Consider the following 15,923-nt stretch of genomic DNA (forward strand, 5'->3'; position numbering starts at 1 on the left):
CGAAGTCAGTAACATATACGTACGGCAAGGCAACGTTGACGCGGTTTGAAGAGATTCTCGAAGAGTTTCAAACATATGCAATTATTTCTGAAAGAGTACAGTTAGGAGAGGGTTATGCCGATTCGAATTGATAGAAAATTACCAGCTGTTGAGATTTTACGGACAGAGAATATCTTTGTCATGGATGATCAACGTGCGGCCCACCAAGATATCCGTCCTTTGAAGATTTTAATTTTAAATCTCATGCCACAGAAAATGGTCACAGAAACCCAGTTGTTGCGCCATTTGGCTAATACGCCCCTGCAATTGGATATTGATTTTCTCTATATGGAGAGCCATCGTTCTAAAACAACTCGTTCAGAGTACATGGAGACCTTTTATAAAACCTTTCCTGAAGTCAAGGATGAGTATTTTGATGGGATGATTATCACGGGTGCTCCAGTTGAGCATTTACCATTTGAGGAAGTGGACTATTGGGAGGAATTTAGCCAGGTGCTTGAGTGGTCCAAGACCCATGTCTATTCGACCCTTTATATCTGTTGGGGGGCTCAGGCTGGTCTTTATCTGCGTTATGGAGTGGAAAAATACCAGATGGACAGTAAGTTATCGGGTATTTATCCTCAGGACACTTTAAAAGAAGGGCACCTTCTTTTAAGAGGCTTTGACGATAGCTATGTTTCCCCTCATTCTCGGCACACGGAGATTTCTAAGGAAGAGGTCTTAAACAAAACCAATCTCGAGATTTTATCAGAGGGTTCTCAGGTTGGGGTTTCGATTTTGGCTAGTCGTGATTTGCGTGAAATTTATAGTTTTGGGCATTTGGAATATGACCGTGATACCTTGGCAAATGAATATTTCCGAGATCGTGATGCAGGTTTGGATCCTCATATTCCAGAAAATTACTTTAAGGATGATGATGTCAATCAGACGCCTTGTCTTTGTTGGTCTTCATCGGCAGCCCTCTTTTTCAGTAACTGGGTAAATTATGCAGTCTATCAGGAAACCCCTTTTGACTGGAGAAAAATAGAAGATGATGCATCTGCATTTGGGTATTTATAAGAGGAATTATGACATATTTAGACGCTTTTAAATCAGGGAACTTGGTTTTACCGAGTGCCCTGCTCTTGCATTTTAAGGAACTCTTTCCTTCTAGCGACGATTTTCTGGTTTGGCAATTTTTCTATTTGCAAAATACGACAGGCTTAGAAGAAATGTCGCCAAGCCAGATTGCTGAAAGGATTGGCAAGGAAATTTCGGATGTCAACCAGTCCATTTCCAATCTGACGGAGAGGGGACTTCTCCAGTATCGTACTATCGAATTAAATGGCGAAATCGAATTGCTTTTTGATGCTAGTTTGGCTTTGGAACGTTTGGATGACTTGCTTGGAGCTATTGCTTCGAGTTCAGACCAGTTGATACCTCAAAATCATCTTAAGGATTTGGTGGAAACCTTCCAGCAGGAGTTGGGACGCTTGTTGACGCCTTTTGAGATTGAGGATTTGATGAAGACACTAAAGGAAGATGGAACCAGTGCTGACTTGATTAAGGAAGCTCTTCGTGAAGCTGTTTTGAATGGAAAACCAAACTGGAAGTACATCCAGGCGATTTTGAGAAACTGGCGACATGAAGGTATCAAAAGTGTGGCTCAAATCGAGGCTAAGCGGGCAGAAAGAGAAGCAAGCAATCCTCAGTTGACACAGGTATCGGCAGATTTCAGAAATGCTATGGATCTCTGGAAGGATTAATCCATATCAGCAGGCTTGAAATCCGAGTAAGATTTGCAAGCTGTGTCTAATTGTGATAAAATAAATAGAAAATAAATTGAAAAAAGAGGTATGTGAAATGTCACGTAAACCATTTATCGCTGGTAACTGGAAAATGAACAAAAATCCAGAAGAAGCTAAAGCATTCGTTGAAGCAGTTGCGTCAAAACTTCCTTCATCAGATCTTGTTGAAGCAGGTATCGCTGCTCCAGCTCTTGATTTGACAACAGTTCTTGCTGCGGCAAAAGGTTCAAACCTTAAAGTTGCTGCTCAAAACTGCTATTTTGAAAATGCAGGTGCCTTCACTGGTGAAACAAGCCCACAAGTTTTGAAAGAAATCGGTACTGACTACGTTGTTATCGGTCACTCAGAACGCCGTGACTATTTCCATGAAACTGACGAAGATATCAACAAAAAAGCAAAAGCAATCTTTGCAAACGGTATGCTTCCAATCATCTGTTGTGGTGAGTCACTTGAAACTTACGAAGCTGGTAAAGCTGCTGAGTTTGTAGGTGCTCAAGTATCTGCTGCATTGGCTGGGTTGACTGCTGAACAAGTTGCTGCATCAGTTATCGCTTACGAGCCAATCTGGGCTATCGGTACTGGTAAATCAGCTTCACAAGACGACGCACAAAAAATGTGTAAAGTTGTTCGTGACGTTGTAGCTGCTGACTTCGGTCAAGAAGTTGCGGACAAAGTTCGTGTTCAATACGGTGGTTCTGTTAAACCTGAAAACGTTGCTTCATACATGGCTTGCCCAGACGTTGACGGTGCCCTTGTAGGTGGTGCGTCACTTGAAGCTGAAAGCTTCTTGGCTTTGCTTGACTTTGTAAAATAATCAGTAAGTAGCAAAAGCTAGGTGGAACAGCATTCAGGTGCCTGTTCCATTTTTTATAGGAGAGGAAAGATTGAAAACAAAAATTGTATGTATAGGGCTAGCAAGCCTTTGCTTACTTGGCGTAAGAGTTTCAGGAATTGCGGCAGATGAAACAAGTGGAAGCACAGTTTCAGAAAAATCTAGTCTATCAACAGGAACTTCATCAACTAGTAGCAATGAACAGAGAAACAGTGTCTCTGCCCACTGGGATGGAGATTATTATGTAAAGGCTGATGGTTCTAAAGCTCAAAGTGAATGGATTTTTGATAATAACTACAAAGCTTGGTTTTATCTCAAATCAGACGGTCGTTATGCTCAAAATGAGTGGCAGGGCAATTACTACCTGAAATCAGGTGGCTATATGGCTCAAAACGAGTGGCTTTATGATAATAATTACAAGAGTTGGTTTTATCTCAAGTCAGATGGGGCTTATGCTCATCAAGAATGGCAATTGATTGGAAATAAGTGGTACTACTTCAAGAAGTGGGGTTACATGGCTAAAAGCCAATGGCAAGGAAGTTATTTCTTGAACGGTCAAGGTGCCATGATGCAAAATGAATGGCTTTATGATCCAGCCTATTCTGCTTATTTTTATCTCAAATCCGATGGAACTTATGCTAACCAAGAGTGGCAAAAAGTGGGCGGCAAATGGTACTATTTCAAGAAGTGGGGCTATATGGCTCAGAATGAGTGGCAAGGCAACTACTATTTGACTGGAAGTGGTGCCATGGCGACTGATGAAGTGATTATGGATGGCGCTCGCTATATCTTTGCGGCCTCTGGTGAGCTCAAAGAAAAGAAAGATTTGAATGTCGGCTGGGTTCACAGAGATGGTAAACGCTATTTCTTTAATAATAGAGAAGAACAAGTTGGAACCGAACATGCTAAGAAAGTTATTGATATTAGTGAGCACAATGGCCGTATCAATGATTGGAAAAAGGTTATTGATGAAAATGAAGTAGATGGTGTCATTGTTCGTCTAGGTTATAGCGGTAAAGAAGACAAGGAATTGGCGCATAACATTAAGGAGTTAAACCGTCTGGGAATACCTTATGGCGTCTATCTCTATACCTATGCTGAAAATGAGACTGATGCTGAGAATGATGCTGAACAGACCATTGAACTTCTGAAGAAATACAATATGAACTTGTCTTACCCTATCTACTATGATGTTGAGAACTGGGAGTATGTGAATAAAAGTAAGCGTGCTCCGAATGATACAGGTACTTGGGTTAAGATTATCAACAAGTACATGGAGACGATGAAGCAGGCGGGTTATCAAAATGTGTATGTCTATAGCTATCGTAGTTTATTACAGACGCGTTTAAAACACCCAGATATTTTAAAACATGTAAACTGGGTAGCGGCCTATACGAATGCTTTAGAATGGGAAAACCCTTATTATTCAGGAGAAAAAGGTTGGCAATATACCTCTTCTGAATACATGAAAGGAATCCAAGGGCGCGTAGATGTCAGCGTTTGGTATTAAGCTCTGATTAGAAAGAGGGATGTGATAGTAGCACCCTCTTTTTCTTTGTTTTATGATAGTTTATCCTCGAGTAAATTCAAGAACTTGCTCGGAAATGAATCTTATACTCAATGAAAATCAAAGAGCAAACTAGGAAACTAGCCGCAGGCTGCTCAAAACACTGTTTTGAGGTTGTAGATAAGACTGATGAAGTCAGTAACTATATCTACGGCAAGGAGACGTTGACGTGGTTTGAAGAGATTTTCGCAGAGTATTATATAGTAGATTGAATATAGACCAGAACATTGCGGTTGCTAAAACATTTTTAGAAATTCATTTGTCTTTCCTAATCGACTTGGTTACATCTTATTTCAATCTATTATAGTCTTGGGGAATTTCTTCAAACCACATCAGCTTGGTCAGTTCTACCTGCGACCTCAAAACTTGTGCTTTGGTCAAGCTGGGTTTAGTTTCCTAGTTTGCTGATGGATTTCCATTGACTATAAGCATCCAACCCTCTTTTCGTCTTCTAAAGAATTCTTAAATTATCAGTCTATTGCAACTTTTCTCATGTGGGTTATTTTGCTTGCTATTGGTTTTCCTTAGTAGTATACTAAGGTAGTAATCATTAAGAAGTGGTTACATAAAAATAATGAATGAGGTAAAATAAAATGGTAGAATTGAAAAAAGAAGCAGCAAAAGATGTCGCAACATTAACAAAAGCAGCGCCAGTAGCATTGGCAAAAACAAAGGAAGTTTTGAATCAAGCTGTTGCTGATTTGTACGTAGCCCACGTTGCTTTGCATCAAGTGCACTGGTACATGCGTGGACGCGGTTTTATGGTATGGCATCCAAAAATGGATGAGTACATGGATGCTCTTGATGGTCATTTAGATGAAATCAGTGAACGATTGATTACACTCGGTGGTAAACCATACTCTACTTTGACAGAGTTCCTTCAAAACAGTGAAATCGAAGAAGAAGCTGGTGAATACCGCAATGTTGAAGAAAGTTTGGAACGTGTCCTTGTTATCTACCGTTACTTGTCAGAACTTTTCCAAAAAGGTTTGGATGTTACTGATGAAGAAGGTGATGATGTGACAAATGGTATCTTCTCAGACGCTAAAAATGAAACGGATAAAACAATCTGGATGCTTGCCGCAGAACTTGGACAAGCACCTGGTTTGTAAGAAACAAGGCAACATAGATAAATCTGTAGGAAATTTCTTACAGATTTTTTCTATTTTGTAAGCTATTCCAAACCAGTCTTTTTTTGAGTTTTTTGATAAAATAGTACTATCAGTAAAAAGGATGGAAGCATGACTAAGAAAATCGTAGCTATTTGGGCCCAGGATGAAGAGGGTGTGATTGGTAAGGATAATCGTCTGCCTTGGCATTTGCCAGCAGAACTGCAACATTTCAAGGAAACAACTCTGAATCATGCTATCTTGATGGGGCGGGTAACCTTTGATGGGATGGGACGTCGCTTGCTTCCACAACGGGAGACCTTGATTTTGACACGTAACACGGAAGAAAAGATAGATGGGGTTGCTACTTTTCAGGACGTCCAGTCTGTTCTCGACTGGTATCAGGCTCAAGAAAAGAATCTCTACATTATCGGTGGGAAGCAGATTTTTCAGGCTTTTGAACCCTACTTAGATGAAGTAATTGTCACTCACATTCATGCTCGGGTGGAGGGAGATACCTATTTTCCTGAGGAGTTTGACTTATCTCTTTTTGAGACAGTTTCAAGCAAATTCTACGCCAAAGATGAGAAGAATCCTTATGATTTTACCATCCAATATCACAAGAGAAAGGAAGTCTAATGGAACGGAGTTTATTTGGTTTATTCACGGCTTTTCTGTGTTTCATCTGCCTTCTGGCAGGAGCACAGGCTTTTCGTAAAAAGCGTTACGGGCTTTCTATCCTCCTTTGGTTAAATGCCTTTACCAATCTGGTCAATAGTATTCATGCTTTTTACATGACCTTATTTTAGATAGAATGACAGTATAGAATGGAAGGAAATCATGTCTACAAATAGAAAAAATGATATGATGGTTTATTGCTCATTTTGTGGCAAAAACCAAGAAGAAGTACAAAAAATAATTGCTGGGAACAATGCTTTTATTTGTAATGAATGCGTGGAGTTGGCTCAGGAAATCATTCGAGAAGAATTGGTTGAGGAAGTCTTGGCAGACTTGTCTGAGGTGCCAAAACCAATCGAACTCCTCCATATCTTGAACCACTATGTAATCGGTCAAGATCGTGCCAAGCGTGCCTTGGCAGTGGCGGTTTATAACCACTACAAACGTATCAACTTCCACGATACGCGTGAGGAGTCAGAAGATGTGGATTTGCAGAAGTCAAACATTTTGATGATTGGCCCAACTGGTTCAGGGAAAACTTTCCTTGCCCAGACCTTGGCTAAGAGCTTGAATGTGCCTTTTGCGATTGCGGATGCGACAGCTCTTACTGAGGCTGGTTATGTGGGTGAGGACGTGGAAAATATTCTCCTTAAACTCTTGCAGGCTGCTGACTTTAATATCGAGCGTGCAGAGCGTGGGATTATCTACGTGGATGAAATTGACAAGATTGCCAAGAAGAGCGAGAACGTATCGATCACACGGGATGTTTCTGGTGAAGGGGTGCAACAAGCCCTTCTCAAGATTATCGAGGGAACTGTTGCTAGCGTGCCGCCTCAAGGTGGACGCAAACATCCGCAACAAGAAATGATTCAAGTGGATACTAAAAATATCCTCTTCATCGTGGGTGGTGCCTTTGATGGTATTGAAGAAATTGTCAAACAACGTCTGGGTGAAAAGGTTATCGGCTTTGGTCAAAATAATAAAGCAATTGATGAAAACAGCTCTTACATGCAAGAAATCATCGCAGAAGATATTCAAAAATTCGGTATTATTCCAGAGTTGATTGGACGCTTGCCTGTCTTTGCAGCCCTTGAGCAATTAACGATTGATGACTTGGTTCGTATCTTGAAAGAGCCAAGAAATGCCTTGGTCAAACAATATCAAACCTTGTTATCTTATGATGATGTCGAGTTGGAATTTGACGACGAAGCTCTTCAAGAGATTGCCAATAAGGCCATCGAACGGAAGACAGGGGCGCGTGGTCTTCGCTCCATCATCGAAGAAACCATGCTAGATGTCATGTTTGAAGTACCGAGTCAGGAAAATGTGAAATTGGTTCGCATCACAAAAGAAGCTGTCGATGGAACGGATAAACCAATCTTGGAAACAGCCTAGAGGTGACTATGGAAATCAATACACATAATGCTGAAATCTTGCTCAGTGCAGCCAACAAGTCTCATTATCCGCAGGATGAACTGCCAGAGATTGCCCTAGCAGGGCGTTCAAATGTTGGTAAGTCTAGTTTTATCAATACCATGCTGAACCGTAAGAATCTGGCTCGTACGTCAGGGAAACCTGGGAAAACTCAGTTGCTCAACTTCTTTAACATTGACGACAAGATGCGCTTTGTGGATGTGCCTGGCTATGGCTATGCCCGCGTTTCCAAAAAGGAACGTGAAAAGTGGGGGCGCATGATTGAGGAGTACCTAACGACTCGAGAAAATCTTCGTGCAGTGGTCAGTTTGGTGGATCTCCGTCATGACCCGTCAGCAGATGATGTGCAGATGTACGAATTTCTCAAGTATTACGAGATTCCGGTTATCATCGTTGCGACCAAGGCGGACAAGATTCCTCGTGGTAAATGGAACAAGCACGAATCAGCAATCAAAAAGAAATTAAACTTTGACCCAAGTGACGACTTTATCCTCTTTTCATCTGTCAGCAAGGCAGGAATGGATGAGGCTTGGGATGCAATCTTAGAAAAATTGTGAGGAAAAGAAAATGGCAAAAACAATACATACAGACAAGGCTCCAAAGGCTATCGGACCCTATGTTCAAGGAAAAATCGTTGGCAACCTTTTGTTTGCTAGTGGTCAAGTTCCTCTCTCTCCTGAAACTGGAGAAATCGTTGGAGAAACGATTCAAGAACAGACAGAACAAGTCTTGAAAAACATCGGTGCTATTTTGGCAGAAGCAGGAACTGACTTTGACCATGTTGTCAAAACAACTTGCTTTTTGAGCGATATGAACGACTTTGTTCCTTTTAACGAGGTTTACCAAACGGCCTTTAAAGAGGAATTCCCAGCTCGTTCAGCAGTAGAGGTAGCTCGTCTTCCTCGTGATGTAAAAGTCGAAATCGAAGTCATCGCAGAGATTGGATAAGCTAGTTGAAGTTTGGTGTTGCCAAACTTCTTTTGATATAAGGAGAAAAAGATGACAAAGAAACAACTTCACTTGGTGATTGTGACAGGAATGAGTGGTGCAGGCAAAACTGTAGCCATTCAGTCCTTTGAGGATTTGGGTTATTTTACTATTGATAATATGCCGCCAGCTCTCTTGCCTAAGTTTTTGCAGTTGGTGGAAACAAAGGAAGACGATCCTAAGTTGGCCTTGGTAGTGGATATGCGTAGCCGTTCTTTCTTCTCGGAGATTCAAACTGTTTTGGATGAGTTGGAAAACAAGGAAGAACTGGACTTTAAAATTCTCTTTTTGGATGCAGCTGATAAGGAATTGGTCGCGCGTTACAAGGAAACCAGACGGAGTCACCCACTAGCTGCAGATGGTCGGATTTTGGATGGAATCAAGCTGGAACGTGAGCTCTTGGCGCCTTTGAAAAATATGAGCCAAAATGTGGTGGATACAACTGAACTCACTCCTCGTGAGCTACGTAAAACCATTGCAGAGCAGTTTTCAGATCAAGAACAAGCCCAGTCTTTCCGTATCGAAGTCATGTCTTTCGGCTTTAAATATGGAATCCCAATTGATGCAGACTTGGTTTTTGATGTGCGCTTTTTGCCAAATCCCTACTACCTTCCAGAGCTGAGAAACCAAACGGGTGTGGATGAACCTGTTTATGACTATGTCATGAATCATCCTGAGTCAGAAGATTTTTATCAGCATTTATTGGCCTTGATTGAGCCGATTTTGCCAAGTTACCAAAAGGAAGGGAAGTCTGTTTTGACCATTGCCATGGGTTGTACAGGTGGACAACACCGTAGTGTGGCCTTTGCTAAACGCTTGGCGCAGGACTTATCCAAGAATTGGCCTGTTAATGAAGGGCATCGCGACAAAGACCGGAGAAAGGAAACGGTAAACCGTTCATGAGAAAACCAAAGATAACGGTGATTGGTGGAGGTACTGGGATCCCCGTCATTCTTAAAAGTCTGCGTGAAAAAGATGTGGAAATCGCTGCTATCGTAACGGTGGCGGATGATGGTGGTTCATCAGGTGAACTCCGAAAAAATATGCAGCAATTGACACCGCCAGGTGATCTTCGTAATGTCCTTGTGGCCATGTCGGATATGCCTAAGTTTTATGAGAAAGTCTTTCAGTATCGCTTTTCCGAGGATGCCGGAGCCTTTGCTGGCCATCCATTGGGCAATCTCATTATTGCAGGTCTGTCAGAAATGCAGGGTTCGACCTATAATGCCATGCAGTTATTGAGCAAGTTTTTCCATACAACTGGGAAGATTTATCCTTCCAGCGACCATCCTTTGACCTTGCATGCAGTCTTTCAAGATGGGACAGAAGTGGCTGGAGAGAGTCATATCGCAGACCATCCAGGCATGATTGACCATGTCTATGTAACCAATACCTTCAACGATGATACACCTCTGGCCAGCCGTCGAGTAGTCCAGACCATTCTTGAAAGTGACATGATTGTCCTCGGACCTGGTTCTCTCTTTACCTCTATTTTGCCCAATATCGTGATTAAGGAAATCGGGCAGGCGCTTTTGGAAACCAAGGCAGAAATCGCCTATGTCTGCAATATTATGACCCAACGTGGGGAGACAGAACACTTTACAGATAGTGATCACGTGGAAGTCTTGCATCGTCACCTTAGCCGACCTTTTATCGATACGGTCTTGGTGAATATCGAAAAAGTGCCTCAAGAATACATGAATTCCAATCGCTTTGATGAATACTTGGTCCAGGTGGAACATGATTTTGCTGGTCTTTGTAAGCAAGTTCCGCGCGTGATTTCATCCAACTTCCTTCGTCTGGAAAATGGCGGTGCCTTCCACGATGGAGATTTGATTGTGGATGAGTTGATGCGGATTATACAGGTGAGAAAATGAGTTTCACAGTAGCAGTAAAAGAAGAAATCCTAGGTCAACACCATCTGAGCCGGTATGAATTATCTGCCATTATCAAAATGTCTGGTAGCATCGGTCTCTCGACTTCGGGCTTGACTTTGTCAGTTGTGACAGAAAATGCCAAACTGGCCCGTCACCTCTATGAGTCCTTTCTCCATTTCTATGAAATCAAATCGGAAATTCGTCACCACCAACGGAGCAATCTTCGCAAGAATCGGGTCTATACCGTTTTTACAGATGAAAAGGTGCAGGATTTGTTAAGTGATTTGCACTTGGCAGACTCTTTCTTTGACCTGGAAACAGGTATTGATGAGGCGATTTTATCGGATGAGGAAGCAGGTCGTGCTTATCTTTGTGGTGCTTTCTTGGCAAATGGAAGTATTCGTGACCCTGAATCAGGTAAGTACCAGTTGGAAATCAGTTCTGTTTATCTGGACCACGCGCAAGGAATTGCCTCCCTTCTCCAACAGTTTTTACTGGATGCCAAGGTGCTTGAGCGCAAGAAGGGGGCTGTGACCTATCTCCAGCGAGCAGAAGACATTATGGACTTCTTGATAGTAATCGGAGCCATGCAGGCACGGGATGATTTTGAGCGGGTTAAGATTTTGCGAGAAACCCGTAACGACCTCAATCGGGCTAATAATGCCGAGACAGCTAATATCGCTCGGACAGTTTCTGCCAGCATGAAGACCATTAACAATATCAGTAAAATAAAAGATATTATGGGCTTAGAAAATCTGCCAGTGGATTTGCAGGAAGTAGCGCAGTTGCGGATTCAGCACCCAGACTACTCTATCCAGCAGTTAGCAGATAGCCTCAGCAATCCCCTTACAAAAAGTGGTGTCAATCACAGACTCAGAAAAATCAATAAGATAGCCGATGAATTATAACGATATAAAGCAACCCCTTGAATTATCAATATCTTCAAGGGGTTTTGTTGTGTTGTGAAATCAAAAAGGGGCAACCAAGGGGCAGAATTAAAAAATAGTATCTAATTTATTGACCAGTTTATCCTCCATATCCTCAGTAGTATGAGAATAGATTTCCAAAGTCATCTTTGCATTTGAGTGTCCAACTCGATCCATTATTGATTTTATTGGAAGGCCAGACTCTGCTAAAAACGAAATATGAGAATGCCTAAAAATATGGCTAGATAAGTTTTTTTCTATTTTAGCCTGTTTTCCATATTTTTTTAATATCTGTATGAAGCAAGCTATTGTTGTAGGTTGATTCCATTTTTCAAAACAGAAAATATAATCATCGCTTGACAATGGCTGGAAACGTTCGCTAAGTCGTACTATTTGTCTTTGAATAGCTTCTATGACACTCTCTGATACTTTGATTGTCCGTATTGAATTTGTAGTCTTTGGTAGCGTCTTGATTTTGTTTACTGAATCAAAATTACCTGTGATCTCAATTTTGTTGTTTTCAAAGTCTATATTCTTCAGTTGTAAGGCAGTTAACTCACCATATCTCATACCAGTTAATGCCAGCACAAGAACCATATCAGCGTACTTTTGGTGATATTCTCGACGATTAAGGACATCGATAAGCGCTTTTATTTCTTGCATGGTGAGAAAGTTGTTACGCTTTTTTTCCAGTTCTTCTAAAGTCTTTGGTTTTTGAGGAATCGTAGTATAATCGACCTCGTTGTTTTCAATGTAAGAGTATTGAACAGCGTAATTAAAGATACCTCTGAGCCTATGCCGTACTTTTTTAGCTGTAATATATCCGTTGCTTTCAATAATTTTTTCAATAGCCTCTTGAAGAAAACGCCTGTCAAGATTAGCAAGTATGGTATCGGATGGTATGATTTCCTTCATCTTCTTATCAACTGATTTACAATTATGTTTTGTTGATTCCTTTACTGTTTGCGCCCATGATTTATAGAAAAGGTTATAGATTTCTTCAAATGTAATGCTTTCTACTTGTTTTGTGCTGAGTTTTTTATTTATCTTCTCTTGCAACAAGATAGCAGATTGATTTCTTGCCTGGGGAGTTTTCTTCTCCATCGTGACTGAAACTTTTTTTAATTTCTCAGTATATGGATCTTTATATCGCTCAAAAAATTTGTATTTTCCGTTGGGAAGTTCTTCCATCCACATTGTATTTACCTCACTTTTTTGATAAAATGGGTATAGTAAAGAGGGCTTTTAATGCCTTTTACTATACTGGATATCCTCACACTCAGAGTCGCCAAACTTTGCGAGTGTGGGGATTTTTTTGAGTTGTTTCCAAAATGGAAACAGTTGGCAGCTCGTCAGATAATAAAATAAGGTGTACCTCTTAGAAGTACACCAGACGATTTTATCCTTGACGAACAAGGCTTTTTTACATTCTTAGTGTATTTCTTTTTTTAATTTCTGTCAAACGTCAACTTATTTTAACGACTTATGTTTACTAGAATATGAAAAGAAAAGTAGTCGTATCAAATACGGCTACCATCACGTTATGGATCTAAAATCCAAACCTAAACTTTATGGAGCTAAACTCCTGATAGCTGTATTGTAATATAATTTTCAAAAAATATCAATTTTGCACAATAGACCTATGGGATGAGGTTGCTATTGGCGAATATGGGGGTGTTTTTGTTTATTTCAAGTATTTATAACTCAAAAAGGGAAGTAACAATTAAGCTACTTCCCTGGAGCGCAAAGGCTCAAAGTTTAAAAATATGAGGGTAAACCTCTAAGTAACCTAATTATAGAGTAAACTTTTATAAATGTCAATTTTTTAAGTACAATTCTTTTAATTTTTCGTCAATTCTATCTAAAGTTTCGTCACTAACCTTGATTTTTCCGCAAGGATCCAGTTCGTTTATGTAAATAATTCTGTCTTTACTAATCGTTTTTATCTGATCACATTTTGCGTAGGAAATTTTATTAAATCGTTGATAATGGTTAACAAGATCTTTTAATTTTCTATTAGTGTTTTCCACTTTTTCCATCCCTGCACCGTTGTCATAGATTTCTTTAGCTGATTCTGAATTGTAAGCATCTCCGTATTGAATCAAAAATTCCTGATATATTTCTTCTGCACTCCCTAAATCAAAAGGAGTAATTTCTGTAAGTGCATAGTGAATGATCGAAAAATAATCAAAACCAATTTTGTCAAGAATAGGTAATAAGAATCTTTTGGATTTTTGCTGTATAACTTCGTCAATCATAACAGAAAACTTTTTTTCTTTTGAACTAATTGGAAGTACCGTCAGATTCCTTGATTTTGGAGAATCATTTTTATTTAGGACAACAGCCCAGTGTCTATTTGATAATTCAGAGCCAATATTGATTCCAAAATCTACAAAGATTAAAGAACCACGTTTCAGAACATTGTAACTCTTGCTAGTGTTTTGTGTTTCTGACAAGAATAGATTAGATTCTTTTTCTAGCCAATTAGGCAAAAATCGGAATTTATTATTATTTTTAAATGTTGAATGAACTTTCTCAAAGTTTTTTGAAGCCTTTAAAATCTGTTTATTTTGTATTGTCATTTATTCCCCTCTATACACCCCGATAACTGCATAAATCTTGATGTGCGTGTCTTCGGCTGGTGGGAAGTCTAGGATGATGTCTTCGTACTTGTCATTGAGTGATACGAGGCGTAAGCGTCCGTTTTCGGTATAGATCTTCTTAAAGTAAGAACGGTCTCCGTATGCGATAACTGCTAGGTCTCCGTTGTAGGTGGTCAGTCCTTTGTCTACTAAATAGAGAATATCTCCGTCTTGGTAGTCAGGCTGCATGGAGTCTCCGCTGACCTTAGTCGCAATGTCGTGACGTGGCGGTTGCTGGTCAACCTCTATAGTCTCTCTGTCTGTATCGTCGTACCCAAATCCATAGTTAAATCCAGAAGCTGCGGCTGTCTCAGATACAACCTCAACTTGGTACAAGTCGAGAACTTTCTCCGATACTTCGTTTATCTTCGTTTCTTCTTCGTTTTGACTCTCCCAAAGCTCCTCAGAGGTTCGAAGAACGATTTTTTTATTGTCAGTGTTTAATTTTCGAGCTGTATTTGTAATTTTTTCTAAAAGGGAGTCTGATTGTGCGGTAGAAATCTTGTTTTCAATAAGGTCAGATTTATTTATATTAAAATAGTTTGCCAAAAGTTCAATTTTACCAATCCGAGGATAAGTTATTCCTTTCAGCCAATCACGAACTGTAGTGTATTTTAAATCCAAGTCTGCGCATAATGTATTTCTGTCTACCCCTTTTTGCTTCATGTAAAAACTTAGATTATTGGCAAAAATTTCTTTATTTTCGACTGTCATTTCCGTCCCTCCTTATATAGTATATTTTACGGCAAAAACGCAAAAAAGTAAAGAATAAAATAAAAAATCGCGAAAAAAACGTAAAAAACACTTGACATTGCGGTTAAACCGCAGTATAATATAATCAAGCTTAAGGAAAAGGAGGTAAGGCAAATGATGGAACACATCATAAAAAGCCTAGCAACCAAGGACACTGCAACCGTCATCTTGGCACTAGGCTTAATCAGAGAAGCACGTTTGTGGCACAAACAAATCTTAGAACACAAACGTAAGCTTCAAAACAAAAAGTAGAGAAAGGGGCGACGCCCCAACCTCTACTTGATAGTGTACCATCATTTGCCGTGAAAAGCAATGAGTGAAGAAACTGGATTGATAATCCTAGCAGGATTTGTGATTGTATCTTTTACTATTCGTCAGATAGTGAAGTGCCGATGTGATAAACAAGGGAAGGAGTAGAAAAATGGAAAGTGTTGAAATTGTTGAACTAATAAAAGTTACATTTAAACGGGGGAAAGGAACAGAAGATGATCCGATTAGAGTTGTAACTCAGTATTGGGACAAAGAAAATGTATTAATCTTTGAGAAAGATTAATTATCTCTTCTTTCGATAGAATTTCGGTAGGAATCAGGTAATAGGTTATATATGTCTAGAATTTTTTTAGGTTGTGTGATTCGATTATCTACAATCAAGTTGATAAAACTTAACAATGATAAAGCTAACTCTTTGTTATCTTTTATGTCTATTTGACCTGGATGTACAGCATTATTCCCTATTACTCTAACACTGTCTAGCATTTGTTGGATTTCTATTGGCATTCCTTTAGAGACAAGACTTCCAATTTGGGTATTTAAATCTTTACCTTGTGCGTTTAAATGAGCAACAAGCTTTTCAATAGCTAGACGGGATAGAGCTGCAGAAGCTCTAGGCGATATATTTAGAACTTCTCCAGCTTCAATATAGATTTCTTTCACATCATCAGGCATATCATTATTAGGTTTAGGTACTCCTTCGGCAACATTTGGGAAAATTAATGTCGACGTTGCATCGCTTGTGTTTAATACTATCCTGGAGCCATACGTTATTTGGATTTCATTTGTTATCCAAATAGAAAATTGATTACAAGCCTGACATTGTGCAATTATAATAAATTTGATAGATTCTTTGTAATCTCTATTGATATCAATAGGATTATAAGTCCATAAATGGGAAGAGAAACCTGAACATACAGGGCATTGAAATGCTTTTGAATTGCCTGCGAAGCGACTGCCTAGGCTTAATTTAGAAAGATCAAATGACATATTTTTTCTCCAATCGTTTTATTTTGATTATACCACATTTGAAAGGGGGGTGAGAAAATGAGACCAAGACG

20 protein-coding genes are annotated in these 15,923 nt (G+C 39.8%); 16 read left to right on the top strand and 4 right to left on the bottom strand.

Annotation, left to right across the window (positions count from 1 at the left end):
• Window positions 1-114: 114 nt before the first annotated feature.
• The 14 genes from metA to whiA all read left to right on the top strand — a co-directional run bounded on the left by metA (window position 115) and on the right by whiA (window position 11,179).
• Window positions 115-1,059, top strand: coding sequence for a homoserine O-succinyltransferase (gene metA / locus HT709_RS10670; RefSeq protein ID WP_172925758.1), 945 nt, complete (start codon window positions 115-117; stop codon window positions 1,057-1,059).
• 8 nt (window positions 1,060-1,067) lie between these two features.
• Window positions 1,068-1,745: a DnaD domain-containing protein gene (locus HT709_RS10675; protein ID WP_000221595.1), complete on the top strand. Its 678-nt coding sequence runs from the start codon at window positions 1,068-1,070 to the stop codon at window positions 1,743-1,745.
• 97 nt (window positions 1,746-1,842) lie between these two features.
• Window positions 1,843-2,601 (top strand): triose-phosphate isomerase, encoded by a 759-nt coding sequence (gene tpiA, locus HT709_RS10680; protein ID WP_000087893.1) that lies wholly within the window; start codon window positions 1,843-1,845, stop codon window positions 2,599-2,601.
• A gap of 37 nt (window positions 2,602-2,638) precedes the next feature.
• Entirely contained in the window at window positions 2,639-4,129 is a 1,491-nt protein-coding gene (gene lytC, locus HT709_RS10685; protein WP_172925759.1) for a choline binding-anchored murein hydrolase LytC, read from the top strand.
• 110 nt (window positions 4,130-4,239) lie between these two features.
• The gene (locus HT709_RS11995) at window positions 4,240-4,398 is read left to right on the top strand and encodes a hypothetical protein (protein ID WP_240156679.1); all 159 of its coding nucleotides are present in this window, start codon (window positions 4,240-4,242) and stop codon (window positions 4,396-4,398) included.
• A 381-nt stretch (window positions 4,399-4,779) separates the two neighbouring features.
• Window positions 4,780-5,298 (top strand): Dps family protein, encoded by a 519-nt coding sequence (locus HT709_RS10695; protein ID WP_023937471.1) that lies wholly within the window; start codon window positions 4,780-4,782, stop codon window positions 5,296-5,298.
• A 129-nt stretch (window positions 5,299-5,427) separates the two neighbouring features.
• Window positions 5,428-5,934: a dihydrofolate reductase gene (locus tag HT709_RS10700; protein ID WP_000162465.1), complete on the top strand. Its 507-nt coding sequence runs from the start codon at window positions 5,428-5,430 to the stop codon at window positions 5,932-5,934.
• Window positions 5,934-6,104, top strand: a complete 171-nt coding sequence (locus HT709_RS10705) for a hypothetical protein (RefSeq protein WP_000442276.1) — start codon at window positions 5,934-5,936, stop codon at window positions 6,102-6,104. Before HT709_RS10700 ends, HT709_RS10705 begins: the two co-directional genes overlap by 1 nt.
• 31 nt (window positions 6,105-6,135) lie before the next feature.
• The gene (gene clpX, locus HT709_RS10710; RefSeq protein ID WP_000106340.1) at window positions 6,136-7,368 is read left to right on the top strand and encodes an ATP-dependent Clp protease ATP-binding subunit ClpX; all 1,233 of its coding nucleotides are present in this window, start codon (window positions 6,136-6,138) and stop codon (window positions 7,366-7,368) included.
• Between the two features lie 8 nt (window positions 7,369-7,376).
• Window positions 7,377-7,964 (top strand): ribosome biogenesis GTP-binding protein YihA/YsxC, encoded by a 588-nt coding sequence (yihA, locus tag HT709_RS10715; protein WP_000405202.1) that lies wholly within the window; start codon window positions 7,377-7,379, stop codon window positions 7,962-7,964.
• A 10-nt stretch (window positions 7,965-7,974) separates the two neighbouring features.
• Window positions 7,975-8,355, top strand: coding sequence for a RidA family protein (locus tag HT709_RS10720; RefSeq protein WP_001140420.1), 381 nt, complete (start codon window positions 7,975-7,977; stop codon window positions 8,353-8,355).
• A 51-nt stretch (window positions 8,356-8,406) separates the two neighbouring features.
• Window positions 8,407-9,297 carry an RNase adapter RapZ gene (rapZ, locus tag HT709_RS10725; protein ID WP_023937468.1) on the top strand — a complete coding sequence of 297 codons (891 nt, stop codon included), beginning with the start codon at window positions 8,407-8,409 and terminating at the stop codon, window positions 9,295-9,297.
• Complete coding sequence (locus tag HT709_RS10730) at window positions 9,294-10,271, top strand: YvcK family protein (protein WP_001231073.1); 978 nt, start codon at window positions 9,294-9,296, stop codon at window positions 10,269-10,271. The genes rapZ and HT709_RS10730 overlap by 4 nt, the downstream gene beginning before the upstream one ends.
• A complete protein-coding gene (whiA, locus tag HT709_RS10735; RefSeq protein WP_000011298.1) occupies window positions 10,268-11,179 on the top strand; it encodes a DNA-binding protein WhiA in 912 nt (303 codons plus the stop codon). The genes HT709_RS10730 and whiA overlap by 4 nt, the downstream gene beginning before the upstream one ends.
• Window positions 11,180-11,266: 87 nt before the next feature.
• Here the strand turns inward: whiA and HT709_RS10740 are convergent, their stop codons facing one another.
• The 3 genes from HT709_RS10740 to HT709_RS10750 all read right to left on the bottom strand — a co-directional run bounded on the left by HT709_RS10740 (window position 11,267) and on the right by HT709_RS10750 (window position 14,553).
• Window positions 11,267-12,394 (bottom strand): site-specific integrase, encoded by a 1,128-nt coding sequence (locus tag HT709_RS10740; protein WP_172925760.1) that lies wholly within the window; start codon window positions 12,392-12,394, stop codon window positions 11,267-11,269.
• A gap of 620 nt (window positions 12,395-13,014) precedes the next feature.
• A complete protein-coding gene (locus tag HT709_RS10745) occupies window positions 13,015-13,779 on the bottom strand; it encodes a type II toxin-antitoxin system PemK/MazF family toxin (protein ID WP_000155204.1) in 765 nt (254 codons plus the stop codon).
• Window positions 13,780-14,553, bottom strand: coding sequence for a S24 family peptidase (locus tag HT709_RS10750; RefSeq protein WP_055387867.1), 774 nt, complete (start codon window positions 14,551-14,553; stop codon window positions 13,780-13,782).
• A 153-nt stretch (window positions 14,554-14,706) separates the two neighbouring features.
• Between HT709_RS10750 and HT709_RS10755 the strand changes: the two genes are divergently transcribed.
• Both HT709_RS10755 and HT709_RS12115 read left to right on the top strand, forming a co-directional pair.
• Window positions 14,707-14,844, top strand: a complete 138-nt coding sequence (locus HT709_RS10755; RefSeq protein WP_079247785.1) for a hypothetical protein — start codon at window positions 14,707-14,709, stop codon at window positions 14,842-14,844.
• Window positions 14,845-15,013: 169 nt separating this feature from the next.
• On the top strand, window positions 15,014-15,145 hold the full coding sequence (locus tag HT709_RS12115; RefSeq protein WP_258953754.1) for a hypothetical protein: 132 nt from the start codon (window positions 15,014-15,016) through the stop codon (window positions 15,143-15,145).
• Here the strand turns inward: HT709_RS12115 and HT709_RS10760 are convergent.
• On the bottom strand, window positions 15,142-15,852 hold the full coding sequence (locus HT709_RS10760; protein WP_000006951.1) for a DUF4145 domain-containing protein: 711 nt from the start codon (window positions 15,850-15,852) through the stop codon (window positions 15,142-15,144). The genes HT709_RS12115 and HT709_RS10760 overlap by 4 nt on opposite strands.
• Window positions 15,853-15,923 lie beyond the last annotated feature (71 nt).

This window comes from Streptococcus sp. 1343 (assembly GCF_013277355.1).
Lineage (GTDB): Bacteria > Bacillota > Bacilli > Lactobacillales > Streptococcaceae > Streptococcus > Streptococcus pseudopneumoniae.

Coding starts and splice junctions, on each gene's coding strand:
- metA (WP_172925758.1), top strand. CDS start 115: ATGCCGATTCGAATTGATAGAAAATTACCAGCTGTTGAGATTTTACGG.
- HT709_RS10675 (WP_000221595.1), top strand. CDS start 1,068: ATGACATATTTAGACGCTTTTAAATCAGGGAACTTGGTTTTACCGAGT.
- tpiA (WP_000087893.1), top strand. CDS start 1,843: ATGTCACGTAAACCATTTATCGCTGGTAACTGGAAAATGAACAAAAAT.
- HT709_RS11995 (WP_240156679.1), top strand. CDS start 4,240: ATGAAAATCAAAGAGCAAACTAGGAAACTAGCCGCAGGCTGCTCAAAA.
- HT709_RS10695 (WP_023937471.1), top strand. CDS start 4,780: ATGGTAGAATTGAAAAAAGAAGCAGCAAAAGATGTCGCAACATTAACA.
- HT709_RS10700 (WP_000162465.1), top strand. CDS start 5,428: ATGACTAAGAAAATCGTAGCTATTTGGGCCCAGGATGAAGAGGGTGTG.
- HT709_RS10705 (WP_000442276.1), top strand. CDS start 5,934: ATGGAACGGAGTTTATTTGGTTTATTCACGGCTTTTCTGTGTTTCATC.
- clpX (WP_000106340.1), top strand. CDS start 6,136: ATGTCTACAAATAGAAAAAATGATATGATGGTTTATTGCTCATTTTGT.
- yihA (WP_000405202.1), top strand. CDS start 7,377: ATGGAAATCAATACACATAATGCTGAAATCTTGCTCAGTGCAGCCAAC.
- HT709_RS10720 (WP_001140420.1), top strand. CDS start 7,975: ATGGCAAAAACAATACATACAGACAAGGCTCCAAAGGCTATCGGACCC.
- rapZ (WP_023937468.1), top strand. CDS start 8,407: ATGACAAAGAAACAACTTCACTTGGTGATTGTGACAGGAATGAGTGGT.
- HT709_RS10730 (WP_001231073.1), top strand. CDS start 9,294: ATGAGAAAACCAAAGATAACGGTGATTGGTGGAGGTACTGGGATCCCC.
- whiA (WP_000011298.1), top strand. CDS start 10,268: ATGAGTTTCACAGTAGCAGTAAAAGAAGAAATCCTAGGTCAACACCAT.
- HT709_RS10740 (WP_172925760.1), bottom strand. CDS start 12,394: ATGTGGATGGAAGAACTTCCCAACGGAAAATACAAATTTTTTGAGCGA.
- HT709_RS10745 (WP_000155204.1), bottom strand. CDS start 13,779: ATGACAATACAAAATAAACAGATTTTAAAGGCTTCAAAAAACTTTGAG.
- HT709_RS10750 (WP_055387867.1), bottom strand. CDS start 14,553: ATGACAGTCGAAAATAAAGAAATTTTTGCCAATAATCTAAGTTTTTAC.
- HT709_RS10755 (WP_079247785.1), top strand. CDS start 14,707: ATGATGGAACACATCATAAAAAGCCTAGCAACCAAGGACACTGCAACC.
- HT709_RS12115 (WP_258953754.1), top strand. CDS start 15,014: ATGGAAAGTGTTGAAATTGTTGAACTAATAAAAGTTACATTTAAACGG.
- HT709_RS10760 (WP_000006951.1), bottom strand. CDS start 15,852: ATGTCATTTGATCTTTCTAAATTAAGCCTAGGCAGTCGCTTCGCAGGC.